Source organism: Gilvimarinus agarilyticus (assembly GCF_000832015.1).
GTDB lineage: Bacteria > Pseudomonadota > Gammaproteobacteria > Pseudomonadales > Cellvibrionaceae > Gilvimarinus > Gilvimarinus agarilyticus.
This window is the reverse complement of record NZ_JXCJ01000001.1, coordinates 1,804,239-1,820,258: the sequence shown is the minus strand read 5'-3', so window position 1 is coordinate 1,820,258 and position 16,020 is coordinate 1,804,239. Positions and strand designations below refer to the sequence as shown.

The following is a 16,020-nucleotide window of genomic DNA, read 5'->3' as shown; positions in this document are numbered from 1 at the left end:
CGCTATCAACCGCTCGCCGCCAGGGCTGGCACCGCTGTTGTTCAGCACATAAGGGTTAAAGCCAATCAATGCAGTGCTCTCGGCCGTGCGCCCAGCGGAGTCGCAAGAGCACACTGGTATGACCAGTTAAAATAACAGCGTACCTTGCACAAAACCAATAAATCATACAATTACCAATTACCCCGCCGCTATTACTCGCCTCGCACTGGAATACATAACCGCAATGACAGCGGTGTCATTTTTGTCAGACCAAAAAACCACTAAATTATTGCCAAAAAAATCAAACAAGGCTTACCAATTTTATTGCCCGGTATGACCAATAAATGATTTAATGCTCCCTCACAAATTTGAGGAGCAGCGACATGGCAAATGCATTCTACGGTCAATCTGGTGGCGTTTCGGCGGTTATCAATGCGACGGCCGCCGGAATCATTGCAACGGCGCGGCAACACCCAACGGTGTTTGAAAAGGTGTATGCCGGGCGTGACGGCATCCTTGGCGCACTGCACGAAAACCTCGTCGACATCAGCGAAGAGTCAGCCGAAACACTGGAGCTTTTGCTGCATACACCAGGCGGAGCATTTGGCTCGTGCCGACACAGATTGCAAAACCCCAATGTCACCCACGATGAGTACCAGCGCTTAATTGAAGTGTTTCGCGCCCACGATATTCGTTACTTTTTTTACAACGGTGGCGGCGACTCGCAAGACACCACCCGTAAAATCGCTCAGGTCGCCGAGTGGATGGGGTACGACTTAACCTGCATCGGCGTTCCCAAAACCATCGATAACGACCTGCCTGTCACCGATAACAGTCCGGGCTTTGGCTCTGTCGCCAAGTACGTCGCGGTGTCGGCCCTAGAGGCCTCGTTTGATATCGCCTCGATGCACAAAACCTCCACCAAAGTGTTTGTCATGGAGGTGATGGGACGTCGTTCGGGCTGGATTGCCGCGGCCACAGGCCTGGCCAAAGACGAGCGCGAACTGGGCCCGGATATTATTCTGGTGCCCGAGATCAGCTTCGACCCTGACGCTTTTTTAGAGCGCGTTAAACAAACGGTGGCTAAAAAAGGGTTTTGTGTGGTGGTTACCGCCGAAGGTATACGCGATGCATCCGGTGAGCTGTTGGCCTCGGCGGCCAATCAAGACCCGTTTGGCCACACCCAATTTGGCGGCGTGGCACCACTGCTGGTGGACTTTATAAAACAGCGCTTTAACTATAAATGTCACTGGAGTGTGTGCGACTACTTACAGCGCGCCGCACGGCACTTAGCCTCACAAACCGACGTCGAGCAATCTTATGCGGTGGGCAAGGCAGCCGTGGAGTACGCCGTAGCCGGATTGCAATCGGTAATGCCGGCCATTGTCCGCACCCAGTCGGTGCCCTACCAGTGGGAGATCAAACCGGTGCATATCTCAGAGGTGGCCAGCGGCGAGAAAAACATGCCGCGCCACTTTATGAGTAAAGACGGCTTTAGCGTTACCCAGACGGGGCTGGATTACTTTGCACCACTGATTGCCGGCGAGGCCTACCCACCCTATCGCAATGGTTTGCCCGATTACCGCAAATGCCGCAACCGCTTGGTGCCGCGCAAACTGCCAGAATATTTCGGCCGCAAAGACGGCGTAAAAGAGCCTGCTTAGAACTTACGACTGACAAAGGAAACTCTCATGACTGATATCGCGAGTTTGCTCGGCGATGAAGCCGACTCTCTGCTCAACCACAAAAGCCAAACCATTCCGGCCAACACCTTGATTACACCCAGTCCGGATTACGTCAGTGCCACCTTCAGTGCCACCGACCGGCCACCCCAGGTGCTGCGTAATTTTCAAAGTATCTTAAATGCCGGGCGCTTAGGCGGCACGGGCTATGTGTCTATTTTGCCCGTAGATCAGGGTATCGAGCACTCGGCGGCCGCCAGCTTTGCCCCCAACCCAGCTTACTTTGACCCCAAAAACATCGTCGAGCTGGCGCTTGAGGGGGGCTGCAACGCGGTCGCCTCTACCCTCGGTGTACTGGGTGCGGTATCGCGTCATTACGCCCATAAAATTCCGTTTGTGGTTAAGCTCAACCACAACGATGCACTCATCCACCCCACCGTTTACGACCAGCGTATGTTTGGCAGTGTACGCCAGGCGTATGACATGGGCGCGGCCGCCGTCGGGGCCACAGTTTACTTTGGATCAGATACCTCGCGCCGTCAGCTCGAGGAGATTTCGGCCGCCTTTGCCGAGGCTCACAAGTTGGGGATGGTTACCATCCTGTGGTGTTACCTGCGCAACAGCGCTTTTAAAACCGACGATGACGATCACCATGTGTCGGCGGATTTATCGGGTCAGGCCAATTACCTGGGCGTGACCATTGAGGCCGACATCATCAAACAAAAGATGCCGGAAACCAACGGTGGTTTTAACGCGGTCAACGTGGGTAAAACTCACGACAAAGTCTACAGCACCCTCACCTCCGATCACCCAATCGATCTGACGCGCTATCAGGTGGCGAACTGCTACATGGGCAGGATTGGTCTGATCAACTCCGGCGGTGCCTCGGGCGCCAATGATTTATCCCAAGCGGTGCGCACTGCCGTAATTAACAAACGGGCCGGCGGCATGGGCTTGATTAGTGGGCGCAAAGCCTTTCAAAAGCCTTTTGCCGAGGGTGTACAGCTGCTCCACTCGATTCAGGATGTGTATTTAGATAAGAGCGTCGACCTGGCGTAAGCCCGGGTAGCTCCACATCAACCTGTGTGCCCACAAGGCGCTCTGCAACGGGGTATTACCTATCAAACCCAGTGGTAATACCCCGTTGTTTTACGGGCAACAGCCCCTTGAGCCCACGCAAGGGCAGCGCCCGGCAACCTGTGCTTCAGCGCAGGTATGACCAAATGCTTTAATGGTAAAACCAAATATTGAAAAGTTGCGCTTAATGTGCAACTATCGGGTATAAATTGGTAATACCAAACAAATTTCTAATAATCTATAAAAAACGGAGTACCCTCATGCCGAAGTACCGACTTCTCTCAGCGTTGATTGCCGTGGCATCCGCCGGCCAACTTCAGGCGCAGGAGACTGCACAGCCAGAAGAGGCCCTCGACAGTGCCGCCATGGAAGAAATCGTCGTTCAAGGTGTTCGTCAGGCCGAACTGAATGCCCGCGAGCGCGAGCGCGATAAAGACGCCTTTAGCTCGATTATCGCCACCGATGATGTCGGTAACTTTGCCGATCAGAATGTCGCCGAATCACTGCAACGTTTGCCCGGTATTACCCTGCAAAAATCTGAAGGTGAAGGTAAGTTCGTTACCGTGCGTGGTCTTGGGCCCGGCTTTGTCACCGTTAGCATGAACGGTAATGAGCTGGCCTCGGCCGGGGAAGACAGCCGGGCCTTTGCTCTGGATGCCCTGCCCGCCGACATGCTCGGCTCAATTGAAGTCATTAAAGCCCTAACCCCGGACATGGACCTCAACTCCATTGGCGGCACCGTCAACGTCAACACGGTATCGGCGTTCGACCGCAAAGGCGACAGCGTTAAAATTAAAGCGCAGGGCAACTACCAATCTTACAAAGAAGAATTTAACCCCAAGGTCGCCATCAACGGTACACATTTATTTGCCGATGACACCATTGGCGTGGGCTACTCCGCCTCGTACGAAGATCGCTCCAGCGTTGTGTACCAAGTGCAGCACCACTCAGATTCGCTGCCACGCTACATAACCCCGGATGTCTCAACCCTACCCGAAGAATACGTCGGCGACCCGATGTTGATTCCGTTTCGCTACGAAGCGCGCCAGGAGGATGCCGAGCGCACCCGCACCTCGGGCTCGCTCGATCTAGGCTGGCGCCCTACCGAAAACGCCGAGTATTACGCAAAAGCCAGCTACACCAAGTACGACGACCTGGACATGGCCATGCGCGAATACTACCGCTTTGGTCAGGCGGGCTCGGGCGATATCGTGTATATCGATAACGACAGTGGCCTATTTGGTTTAGTGGATACCGATCTGCAGCAACAATTTTTTATTCAGGATGGCACCTCAGAGACCACCGCTTTCTCCATTGGCGGTGAAAATCGCTTTGCCAACGACTGGACGTTGGATTACGACTTTGCCCACTCGATAGGCGAGTGGACCAAGCCAGACGGCCGCCGGGTGCAGTTTCGCACCCGCGACTTACCCATGCTGGGGGTCGCCGGGCCGGGCTACATTCAGGGCCAGGTGGTATCCCCCGATGTGCTCGAAGCACTCAGCGGCTCAAGCAGCCTGCCACAATCGGGCGGTTACGGTGGCCTAAACGGTTACCAAGAGGGCGAGCGCCGGCAAACCAACTTGCTCTACGACAACATCTTTATTGAAGACAGCTTTCGCGAAGACACCATTGATCAGGTCAGCCTTAACCTGCAAAAAGACTTCGCCGATAGCGACTTTATTAATTACGTTAAAACCGGCTTTACTGTTAAGCAGCGCGACCGCTACCGCAACAAAGACCGCTGGAGTGTGATACCCGGCGACTACACCAATGGCTGTGACGGCGATGCTGAGTGTTTGCAATTAGCCGGTGCGCGCCTGGGTGACTTTGCCACTTTCTCGCCCGCACACCCGGACATTCAACAGGACTTTATTACTTACGATGAAGCCGAGCGCCTGCTCGACATTACCACCCCCATTGCCAAGTACACCGATCCGCTGCGCTCGGGGCAGGACAGCGTAAAAGACGACTACACGCTGACCGAAGACACCGCCGCAGCCTACTTTATGGGTGAGTTTCAATTAAGCGAAAACTCCACCTTAATCGCCGGTGTGCGCTGGGAAAAAACCGACTTTACCTCGACCGGTAACCTGTCGATTCGCAACGACCGCTTTGAGGTGGCCAATGAAGCCGCAGTACTGGATATCGCCGTCCCCATGGAGGGCGCCGACAGTGCCTATGACGACTTCTTTCCAAGCCTGCACTACCGCTACGAGCCCCGCGAGGACATCTTAGTACGGGCGGCACTGTGGACCAGCTTTACCCGGCCATCGTTTAATGAGGCCCGCGCCTTTGCCGACTTCTCTGGCCGCATCGAAGTGTGTAACGATATCGAAGGCAGCGCCAACTACGGCGAATGTAGCGACAGCCCCACTGATATTGGCGCGCAGTCACTGGACGATTTATCGGCTGAATCCAAGAACTTTTACGTCAGCCCCGATAACGTTATTAATCTGGGCAACCCAACCCTAACCGCCATGAAGTCGGTTAACTTCGACACCTCGATCACCTGGTACGCCAGCGATGATTTATACCTGCAAGCGGCGTTCTTTTACAAAGACATCTCCGACTTCATTGTCGATGTCAGCGGTGTAGCCAGCTCGTTTGAAGACATGCCGGTACAAATTCCGGTCGATCAGGTTACCGAGTTTTACTTCCCGCCGGGGCAGGTTTACAACGATGTAAACTTAACCACCAACGGTGACGAGGCCACCGTTTACGGGGTCGAGCTGTCTTACTCGCAATACTTTGAGTCGGGCCTGTTTGTGCAAAGCAACATGACCTTAATCGACAGTACCGCCAACGTCGGCGACACCATCCGCGCCGATGAGATCCAGCTGCCCGATCAAGCCGACACCACGGTCAACTTTACTCTCGGCTGGGAGAACGACTTTGTCTCGCTGCGCTTAATCAGTAACTACCGCAGTAAAGTGCTCGAGCGTATCGGCTCGTGCTCGCAGGCGGATATCGACGCCGATGCCGCCCTTGGCCTACCGCAAAACTGTGCCACCTGGGCTGACATTTACGACGACGACACCTTTAGTCTCGACGCCAAGGCAACCTATCAGTTTAACGACGATATTCAGTTCTACTTTGACGCCATCAACTTAACCGAAGACAAGAGCTTTAAATATTTTGAGGGCAACGAGTACTCGCGCGGCAACATGATGTTTGAATCAGAGGACTTTGGCACCTCGTTCCAAGTGGGCGTGAACTACCGCTTTATGTAAATCATTACATCAATAGTCACGGCGCCAGCAATGGCGCCCACCAAAGAATCTACAATAACGAAGGTATCTAACTATGAACACTAAGCTTATCAATACTAAGCTAACGCTTCTAAGCTCACTGATTATCGCCGGCGGCGTACTGACCGGTTGCGGCAGCGAACCCGACTCCAGCGCCCCTGATATTATCATCAACATCGAAAATCCCGATTCCGGCGGCGGAGACGGTGGTGGCGACGGCGGCGGCGACCTGCCCGAAATCAGTAATACCGATCTCCCCTTGATGGAAGATTTTGGCGCGAGTGATACCGCCGGGTTCTTTACCTCTGCCTATAAAGCGCTGGCAACCGACGCCGAAGACGGTGAAGATGGTTTTTACTACTCAATGGCCGGCGTTTTTATGGAAGACGGCACAGTTGATGCCGATGGCGGCAACTGGATTACCGCCGACCCGGATCAAAAAATTCGTTTAGGTGACGCGCGCTTTACCATCGCTCAAACGGTATCGTCGCTCGCAGGTGATGTCGCCGATCCACGCAAAGACTCTACCCCAGGCGATGGTATCGACGAAGGCCTAAGCTGGGGCGAGCTGGATTTAAGTCAGGATTATAAAATATCATTCTGTGTAGTCGCGGTACCCGACGCGGCCAGCTCCAGCGATTTTCAAATTTATGTCGACAACAACACCACCAGTGAAGCCAGCTCTATTCACGGTGGCGGCAATGTCGGCTCACGTATTTTTAACCAGCCCGTAAACACGCTGGTGCCGGGCGAGCGAGTCGAGATCAATATCCCAGGCGATACCACCCTCTCACCCGGCGGTGCCTTGGTTGCCTCTAAGCCCGAGCGCGTGGGTACCGAAAACTCATTTATCGCCATGCGTGTATCCAGCGGCGGCTGGACAGTGTTTGACGATCTGTTAATTGAGCACCAAAGCGATGTGGGCAACAATCCACAACCCGACTGTGCCGGTAAAGATTCCAACTACAAGCTTGTTAACCCCGCCACCGGTGGCGATGACAACAACGCCCCCGAGCCCGAAGTGGAAGGCACGCCGTTTGGCGGCTTGCCACTAACCGTGGATTTATCAAGCGATGCCGACACACTGTTTGGCGAAGCCGACGGCGCCGACTTCGTGTCGATTTCGACCAACCGTGCCGATCCGTTTTATAAAGTCACCAGCGGTAGCAGTCGCATCACAATCGAGAACAATGCCCTCAGCATGAACAACGCGCGCTTCACCATTGGCGACACCGGCGTGCCAAGTGCCGAGGCCACTAACCCATCGGGTGATATCGATTTAACCGCGCCCTACCGCGTCAGCATGATGATCACCGACTTCAGCAGTGTCGATGCCGCCGACCCGGGTAAATTTCAGATCTACATCGATAACAACACCACCAGCTCCGGTAACTCGGTTCACGGTGGCGATTCGAAGTTTATCGAGCTCACCCCCGACGACATCGACTCGCTGCCTTATGAGTTAGTGCTAGAGCCAGAGTTTGGTACGGCTAACTCGTTCTTGCAGCTGCGCGCCGACAGCCGGGTGGGTAACATCACCCTCGAAAACATTAAAATCGAATACACCGATGGCGCCCCTGGCGCTGATGCCGAGTGGGTGCCCAGCACGTTAAACCTGGCCGGCGAATCGGATATTGCCCCTGCCGGTGAAGTTACCGAAAACACCGCGTTCTCGGTCACCCTAAATGCGACGGGCGGCAATATGTCTTCGTCCAACCATAACTTCTTTTTTGCCAGCCAAAAAATTGAGTTGAGCGATTTTATGTTTACCGCGCAAATCAGCTCGGTAAGCGGCGCCGACATTGCCACGGGTAACGCTTACCGCTTTGGCATTATGGCCACTGAAAATATGGATCCGGTCGCCGATTTTGCCGAGCTACCCGGCTGGGCCGATGCCGGCTTTTATGTCGATGGTGACCCGGCGGCGCTGATTGGTTCACGCGCGCAGATGAAACCTAGCGGCAGCCGCTCGCGCTCGGATATCCCCGAGTTAGAAGTGGGTGATTACGTGCGCATCGAGATCTATGACGATGGCGATGACAAACGGGTTAAGCGCTACTACTCGAAAGACGGTATCGACTTTGTACAGGCCAACAGCACCAGCGATTTTGCCGCCACACCTGACAGTGACACCTGGTATGTAGGCCTTTACGCGGCACCGGGCGAAAACAACATCACCGTTGAATTCGACAACATCAGTATCGACCCGCTGGCCCCGTAAGTGACAGTCGCGGTGGCTAACACCGCCGCGACTTTTTAGCGACAAAACGGCAAACGACGCAATGAAGTAATGCAGAGAGACATTCCATGAAAACAGTCACTTTTTCTAGTATTTTGGTGCTCACCGCCACCCTGAGCGCCTGTGGCGGCTCCAGCGGCCCGACTGGCAGTGATCCTACCTACCCCGAGAGTTCGTCATCGAGCAGCGAAGCCAGCTCGAGTGCCTCTAGCGAGAGCTCATCCACCGAGAGTTCCTCCAGTAGTTCAGTGGCCAACCACTGTGATGCCATGAACACCGTTGTGGGCTTTGCCAGCTTAGGCGATGGCACCACCGGCGGCGCCGGCGGTGAGACCGTCACCGTCACCACCGGTACAGAGCTTAGCGCGGCGTTGTCGGGTAAGGGCAGCAACCCATTAACCATTTTTGTCGACGGCACCATTACCCCGGATAATTCCAACGTCGATAAATTTGATATCAAAGACATATCCGACGTATCCATCATTGGTGTGGGCGATAGCGCCATGCTCGATGGTATTGGTATTAAAGTAAACAAAGCGGACAACGTTATTATCCGCAACCTCACCATTCGCTATGTCGACATCGGCGAGAAAGACGGCATTAGCCTCGAAGGCCCGGCCAGCAATATCTGGATCGATCACAACGAGATCTACAACACACTCGATAGCGACAAAGATTATTACGACGAGTTAGTGAGCGGTAAGCGCGATGTGGACAATGTCACCATCTCGTACAACTACCTACACGACAGCTGGAAGACGTCTCTGTGGGGCAGCAGCGATGACGACAGCAGCCATCGCCGCATCACTTTCTACGCCAACTTCTGGGAGAACGCCAGCTCACGTATGCCGCTGTTCCGCTTTGGCGAGGGGCACATTTTAAACAACTACTACAAAGACGTATCGTCCACCGCCGTTAACTCGCGTATGGGCGCCAATATCCGGGTAGAGGGTACTGTCTTTGAAAACGTACAAAACCCCATAGTGAGCTTTTACTCGGAAGAAGTCGGGTTTTGGGATTTAGCGGATAATGTTTACGACAATATTAGCTGGAGCAATCCGGCCGATGGCGATTTAATTGCCGGCCCAGGCACCGACCTGACCTCCACCGTTAGTTATACCCCTGAGTACAGTTACACCGCCATGGCGGGTGCCGATACGAAGTCTCACGTCACCACTTATGCTGGCAGTGGCAAAATCAGCGAGTGCCTGCCGACACCTTAAGTTGCACAACAAGCTTCTCCTCTAGGCAACAGCTTTTATAGCTGATCCTTCTTTCGGGCCCACTGGGCCCGTTTTTTTATACGCCTGTAAGAGTTACAAGCGCTTGTTGCCAAAACTACACTGGAACCGCTTATTCGCTTCTGGTTTTTTCGCCCCAGAAACACAAAAAACACCTAACCTATTGAATCTATTATATTTTTAAATTCTGGCACGCATCCCGCTATAGTCTAAGTAACAGTAAACGAAGGCAACGACAGGAGCACAGCATGAACGTCAAGCAACAACGACTAAACAGCACCCGCTCCGGTCGTGACCGTTTCACCGAACCCTCGTTGGGCCGCCAATAGGCCCCTTTTTATTCCCTTCGATGAGAGCCACGTCCGTGGCTTACATCACCCTCCCCCCTTGGGCCGCATTGCGGCCCCTTTTTTTATCTGGTTATCACATTTTGCCTAATACTATTACCCAGTTAGTTTGGGTGAGTGGCGCATGAATTTTTATACGTTTTAAATTACGCAAACGCGAGCTAAATTCTTGAATACCCGATCACTTTTTGCCGGCTGCTCGATAGACACCATTCGTAAATCGGGCTATTGTTTCTCGGCGTACGATTATTAGCATAGGAGGCTAACGCATGAAAAAACTACTCTGTACTCTACTCGCCACTGGCGCCCTCAGCGCCACCGCATTCAGCCACGCCGGTACCGAAAGCGGTCTTTACCTCGGCGGCTCGCTCGGTAACGCCGAGATCGATTACGATGCCAGTTTCTCTGACTTTGACGACATTGACTTTAAAGACGATGACACGGCCTATAAAATTTTTGGCGGCTACAACTTTGGTGTTTTACCGCTGCTGGATTTAGCTGTAGAAGGTGGCTATGTGGACTTTGGTACCCAAGAGCAATTTTTGAACGACGCACTGGGCAACCAAAAAACCGAAGTTACCGGCTGGACCGCCTCGGGCTTGGTGGGTGTAGACTTAGGCCCGGTAGGCCTGTTCGGTAAAGCCGGGGTTATCACCTGGGATGGCGACATCTCCAACTTTGAATTTGACACATCAGACTCTGGCACTGATGCCGCCTATGGCATAGGCGCCAAAATCCAGTTGGGCTCATTTGCCGTGCGCGCAGAGTATGAGATCTTTGAGCTGGATGACGCCGATATGACGTTCTACTCCATCGGCGGTGTCGTGACCTTCTAAGGCTGCCGCACACGATAATAACGTGCGCCAACAATAACTAATAATTGCGCCAAAAGCCCGGATGCTCTCCGGGCTTTTTTGTTGCCAGGTTAAAAGATTACGGCTTGGCGTCGGTGCGACGCAATTTAAGCATCGTGCGGCAATTAACCGTAATCAAGGTTGCCTCGAGTAACGTGCCGCCGAGCGATCCGACATAAATGTTGTTGGCCAGCCAAAAGCAGGCTCCCACTAAAAACATCAGGCGCATACGCACGCCCTGCAAACAAAATAACGCGTAAGTCCCTAAGCACGAACCAACAACCGGCAACATATCCTGCCACACATCCGTCAGGTACAAGCCCCAACAAAAGCTCACAACAATAAAGAGCCACGCCACAATGCGCGATTTCGTGTGCAGCGACAAACCGGTACGAACCACCGAAAACACCGAGCTAAGCAGTGCCGTCTTGGCCCCCAACAGCGCAAAATGTATGCAGTTATTGGCCTGCATGGTAAACATAATGATCTTAAGGCGGCGATCGTCCCGCTGGTAAAAACAATAAATACCAAGACAATAGCTAAGCAGCCCAAAAAACTGAGCCAGCGGATTTTCAAACATGGAGAGCCCGGGGGAAAGGTTTACTAAAGGCTCATTTTATCACATTCCCACCTCGTACCACTGTCGTAATACCGGCCGCTATCCGCTCGCTTTAACCCAGCGCTCGCCCTGCTTAACAACCCGAAACCTGGCCCATCGACAAAACTCATCCACCCGGCACATACCTGTTTGCTCCTCCCGTGCGCCCGCCACCGCCCGGTAAATAAGTCGCGCTCTGGGATTACCGGTATCTTCGGGCGCCAAATCAAACACCTGCCGCACACACCAGCGCTCCCCTACCTCGCCGTTACTGTAATAGTGGCCGCGCGTTAGGGTTAACGGTTGTTGCTCGGCCGCCCGGGCGTGCTCCCAAGCCCGATCAAACAGCTGAGCTAACTCTTCAGAGCTCACATCCACGTAGGTATCCAGTGAGTGCATAGCTGCGGCAAAATCCTCGTGCGAAAGCGCCAGATGCGGCCGGCTGGGTTCAGTTTTACGCGGTGTCATAAAAGCCACCGGGTAGCGGCGCCAGTGAAATACGTTATTAAACATCAGTGCCACCGTAACAATGGCGATCAGGTTGAGAGCTACCGGCGTAAGCAAATAACCATAGCCCAGATCGTGCAATGCTGGCCCGCCTATCACGGCCGCCAGCGCTGTGGCCCCGCCAGGTGGATGAATACAACGCAAATAGGCCATAGCACCAATGGCTATACCCACGGCCACCCCTGCCGCTAACAGCGAATTACCCAGCCACAAATAACATGTCACCCCTACCAGCCCCGACACTAAATGGCCGCCTATCACCGGCCACGGCTGCGACAAAGTGCCGTGCGGCACGGCAAATAAGAGCACGGCCGATGCCCCCATCGAGGCCACCATCAATCCGGCGGCCACGCCATCAAGCGCCCAGTGAGACAATCCATACACAGCCGCAATGCCCAGGCCACCTCCCAGCGCCGAGATCCACTTTTCGTGATGACTGGTGGTATTGGATTCCACCCCCAGCCACGCCAAACACACTTGCCACCAGCTCTTCACTCTCGCTCCCCTCGTCTGCCGAGCATCCGGTGTTAGCTCACACCGAATTTAGGTTACACTCTTACGCTTTAATTCTAGCTTGCACAAAAAAGGTGCAATCATAGTGAGCTGTAACATGCGCAGCAAGTGTTATCCCAACCAGCCCACAAATATAGCCCGCGAGAAGATATCAGGGTGAACCCGCAGCGCCTGTGGCACTCAAAGCCGCAAGCAAGCCAATCACTAACCTCAGGAATGATGTTTTTATGCCAGCCGTGAAACACCACCGCACCTTACTAAGCCCGCTGATGCTTCTTAGCATCGCGCTCACCGTTTTAACCGCGCCTTTGGCTTACGGAGATGACGAGGACGTATATACCCTCGATTACCGGGTCGATCTCGATCACTCGAAAGAAAACGCCCTGGTGCGGATTGAACTCGGTGACGACAGTGGTGTGACTGAGATAGATTTTAATCTGGATGAGACGTTTCACAGCGACGTTAACGCCAATGGCGAGCTGGAGCTGAAAGACGGCCGCGCCCGCTGGCAGCCGCCGGCGAAAGATGCCTGGCTAAGCCTTGAGGTAAAAATCCCACACAAACGTGACAGTGGTGGCTACGACGCTTTACGTGAAGACGACTTTGCTATTTTTCGCGGTGACGATTTAATACCGCCTGCCAGCGTGCGCGGCCGCAAAGGCACCGAAAGCCGCGCCACCTTGTACTTTACCCTTCCCAAGGGCTGGAACAGCATTAACAGCGGCTGGGAAAAAACCGCCGATGGCACCTTTCGTATCGACAATCCCGAACGGCGCTTCGACCGCCCCACCGGCTGGTTTATTGCTGGTAAATTAGGCACCCGCCGTGAACGCCTACCCGACACGCATATCGCGGTAAGCGGCCCCGCCGGTGAGGACATCCGCCGCATGGATGTGCTGAGTTTTGTCATGCTTAATTGGGCCACGCTGAAAGAGGTAGTGGGCGAAACTCCGCCAAAAATTCTTATGGTAATGGCCGGCGACCCTATGTGGCGCGGCGGCCTGTCGGGCCCTAACTCATTGTTTGTGCACTCGGCCCGCCCCATGGTCAGTGAAAACGGCACCAGTACTTTACTGCACGAATTAATGCACACCCTTACCCGCATTAGCGGCGCCAAAGATGACGACTGGATCGCTGAGGGTCTGGCCGAGTACTACTCTTACACCGTGTTACACCGCGCCGGCGGTCTCACCGACGAGCGCTTAGAGCGCGTTAACAGCTGGCTGGCCGACTGGAGCAAAGATATCGACCAACTGCGTGGTCGCTCCTCCAGCGGCGAGCGCACAGCCCGTGCCGCTCTGCTGTTTGGCGAGCTAGACGCCGAAATACGTGAGCGCACCGATGGCGACAAAAGCTTAGATAACGCCACCCGCGCCATGATGAAATTGGGCGAAGTCAGCCTTACGCAACTGCGTGACATTGTCGAAGATCTCACCGGGGAGCCCTCTAAGGTACTGACCAGCGACCTGCTGAAGGATTGAGCTTGCGCGGTACCGTAGACCGAGCGCCATCCGACTTACGTGGTCACGGCATTCAGTCTGCGCGTACTTATTTGCCGGGAGGGCGCGCAGCACCCACTCTGCCCAAACCCCGAGGTTTCTGTTAGATTATTGCCTCGGGTACCTCCGTCAACTTAATCAGGGAGCGCCACAATGAAAGTTAACAGTATTCTCGACACCATCGGCAACACCCCTCACGTCAAGATCAACAATCTATTTCGCTCCGACATCGAAGTCTGGATGAAAGTCGAGCGCTTTAACCCCGGCAGCAGTATTAAAGATCGCATCGCGCTGGCGATGATTGAAGAGGCCGAGCGAAAAGGCCTGCTTAAGCCGGATACCGTTATTATTGAGCCCACCAGTGGCAACACCGGCATTGGCCTTGCCATGGTCGCCGCGGCGCGCGGCTATCGATTAATTTTAGCGATGCCAGAATCGATGTCGATCGAACGCCGCAAAATTATGAAAGCGCTCGGTGCCGAGCTGGAGCTGACCCCTAAAGAGCTGGGCATGGGCGGCGCAATTGCCAAAGCCAACGAGCTCCACGACGATTTCCCCAATAGCTGGATTCCGCAACAATTCACCAACAAAGCTAACCTCGACGCGCACCGCAACACCACCGCTAAAGAAATTCTGGCTGACTTTCCCGAAGGGCTGGACTATTTAATTACCGGGGTAGGCACCGGCGGCCACATTACCGCCTGCTCGGAAGAGTTAAAAGCCGCTTTTCCCAAGCTGCAAACCTTTGCCGTGGAGCCCGAAAAATCACAAGTGATTGCCGGTAAAGAAAAAGGTCCGCACCGCTTGCAAGGTATTGGCGCGGGGTTTGTGCCCGACATTCTTAATACCGACAGCCTCGATGGCACCATTGCCGTCAGTGAAGAAGACAGCTTTGAGATGGCACGTCAGTGCGCCCGTAAAGAGGCTATTTTTGTGGGTATCTCATCCGGCGCCAGTCTCGCGGCCATCAAACAACGCGAGGCAGACTTTGCCCCCGGCAGCCGCATTTTAACCTTTAGCTACGATACCGGTGAGCGGTATTTATCGATAGACGACTTATTCGGCGCCTAAGCCTACCCCGCAAACTTCGTTAAGATTCGTCATGGCCGGTCGCTTGCGACCGGCTTTTGCGTAGAATACACCCACTGGCACCTCCCATAATAAGCCAGATACTCAATAACTAAGACGGCTAACAAGAGACCACACAATGATTACCCACGAGCCAAACCCGCGCTATGTCGCGGCTCCCGACCGTTACCAATCCATGAGCTACCCGCGCTGCGGCAAAAGCGGTTTACGCCTGCCTCAGCTGTCGCTGGGCCTGTGGCAAAACTTCGGCGCCGTCGACTCGCTAGCCAATGCCCGCAACATGCTGCACCGCGCTTTTGATTTGGGCATTAACCACTTCGATTTAGCCAACAACTACGGCCCCAACTTTGGCTCGGCCGAATCCACCTTTGGTCAGGTAATGGCCGAGGGTTTATCCTACTACCGCGACGAGCTGATCATCTCCAGCAAAGCCGGTTACGATATGTGGCCCGGCCCCTACGGTATTGGTGGCTCACGCAAGTATTTAGTAGCCAGCTGTGACCAAAGCTTAAAGCGCTGCGGCGTCGACTACTTTGATATTTTTTACTCGCATTGTTTTGACCCGGAAACGCCATTGGATGAAACCATGCAGGCGCTCGATTATATCGTCCGTTCGGGCCGTGCTTTGTATGTGGGCATCTCGAGCTACGACCCAGCGCAAACTCGTCAGGCGGCCGCTATTTTAAAAGAGTTAGGCACCCCTCTGCTGATTCACCAGCCGCGTTACAACCTGTTTGACCGCTGGATTGAAGACGGCTTAACCGATGTACTCGATGACGAAGGCGTGGGCGCTATTGTGTTTTCACCACTGGCGCAAGGCAGGCTCACCAATAAATATTTAAACGGTATCCCTAAAGACTCGCGCGCCGCACGGGGCGAACAGATTTATTTAAGTGAAAGCGATATTGATGCGACCAGCATCACTAAAATTAACGCCTTAAACGCCATGGCTGAGGACCGGGGCCAATCACTGGCGCAAATGGCGCTGGCTTGGGTGCTAAACAACAAAACCGTCACCAGTGCCATTATTGGCGCCAGCCGGGTGGAACAAATTGAAGACTCAGTAGCGGCGCTTAACAATACTGAATTTAGCGATACTGAGCTTAAAAAAATCGATGATATTATCGCCTAGGCTGAATGCAGG

The 16,020-nt window shown here is 54.0% G+C and carries 11 protein-coding genes; 9 read left to right on the top strand and 2 right to left on the bottom strand.

Annotated features, from left to right (window positions below):
• Nucleotides 1-362 precede the first annotated feature (362 nt).
• The 6 genes from SD69_RS07785 (at nucleotide 363) to SD69_RS07760 (ending at nucleotide 10,652) form a co-directional block, all read left to right on the top strand.
• Nucleotides 363-1,643, top strand: coding sequence for a 6-phosphofructokinase (locus SD69_RS07785; RefSeq protein WP_041522768.1), 1,281 nt, complete (start codon nucleotides 363-365; stop codon nucleotides 1,641-1,643).
• A gap of 27 nt (nucleotides 1,644-1,670) precedes the next feature.
• Complete coding sequence (locus SD69_RS07780; protein ID WP_041522767.1) at nucleotides 1,671-2,720, top strand: class I fructose-bisphosphate aldolase; 1,050 nt, start codon at nucleotides 1,671-1,673, stop codon at nucleotides 2,718-2,720.
• Between the two features lie 278 nt (nucleotides 2,721-2,998).
• Entirely contained in the window at nucleotides 2,999-5,971 is a 2,973-nt protein-coding gene (locus tag SD69_RS07775) for a TonB-dependent receptor (protein ID WP_041522766.1), read from the top strand.
• Nucleotides 5,972-6,044: 73 nt separating this feature from the next.
• Complete coding sequence (locus tag SD69_RS07770) at nucleotides 6,045-8,210, top strand: DUF1349 domain-containing protein (RefSeq protein ID WP_041522765.1); 2,166 nt, start codon at nucleotides 6,045-6,047, stop codon at nucleotides 8,208-8,210.
• Between the two features lie 86 nt (nucleotides 8,211-8,296).
• Entirely contained in the window at nucleotides 8,297-9,451 is a 1,155-nt protein-coding gene (locus SD69_RS07765) for a pectate lyase family protein (protein WP_041522764.1), read from the top strand.
• 634 nt (nucleotides 9,452-10,085) lie between these two features.
• Complete coding sequence (locus tag SD69_RS07760; RefSeq protein ID WP_041522763.1) at nucleotides 10,086-10,652, top strand: outer membrane beta-barrel protein; 567 nt, start codon at nucleotides 10,086-10,088, stop codon at nucleotides 10,650-10,652.
• Nucleotides 10,653-10,749: 97 nt separating this feature from the next.
• Here the strand turns inward: SD69_RS07760 and SD69_RS07755 are convergent, their stop codons facing one another.
• Both SD69_RS07755 and SD69_RS07750 read right to left on the bottom strand, forming a co-directional pair.
• Complete coding sequence (locus tag SD69_RS07755; RefSeq protein ID WP_041522762.1) at nucleotides 10,750-11,250, bottom strand: YgjV family protein; 501 nt, start codon at nucleotides 11,248-11,250, stop codon at nucleotides 10,750-10,752.
• 78 nt (nucleotides 11,251-11,328) lie between these two features.
• Entirely contained in the window at nucleotides 11,329-12,270 is a 942-nt protein-coding gene (locus tag SD69_RS07750) for an HPP family protein (protein WP_041522761.1), read from the bottom strand.
• Nucleotides 12,271-12,515: 245 nt separating this feature from the next.
• On the opposite strand from SD69_RS07750, the gene SD69_RS07745 reads away from it, so the two are divergent.
• From SD69_RS07745 to mgrA, 3 genes are all read left to right on the top strand, one after another.
• Nucleotides 12,516-13,769 (top strand): hypothetical protein, encoded by a 1,254-nt coding sequence (locus tag SD69_RS07745; protein WP_157471635.1) that lies wholly within the window; start codon nucleotides 12,516-12,518, stop codon nucleotides 13,767-13,769.
• Between the two features lie 171 nt (nucleotides 13,770-13,940).
• Complete coding sequence (gene cysK, locus SD69_RS07740; protein ID WP_041522760.1) at nucleotides 13,941-14,858, top strand: cysteine synthase A; 918 nt, start codon at nucleotides 13,941-13,943, stop codon at nucleotides 14,856-14,858.
• 136 nt (nucleotides 14,859-14,994) lie between these two features.
• A complete protein-coding gene (gene mgrA / locus SD69_RS07735; RefSeq protein WP_041522759.1) occupies nucleotides 14,995-16,008 on the top strand; it encodes an L-glyceraldehyde 3-phosphate reductase in 1,014 nt (337 codons plus the stop codon).
• Nucleotides 16,009-16,020: the final 12 nt, after the last annotated feature.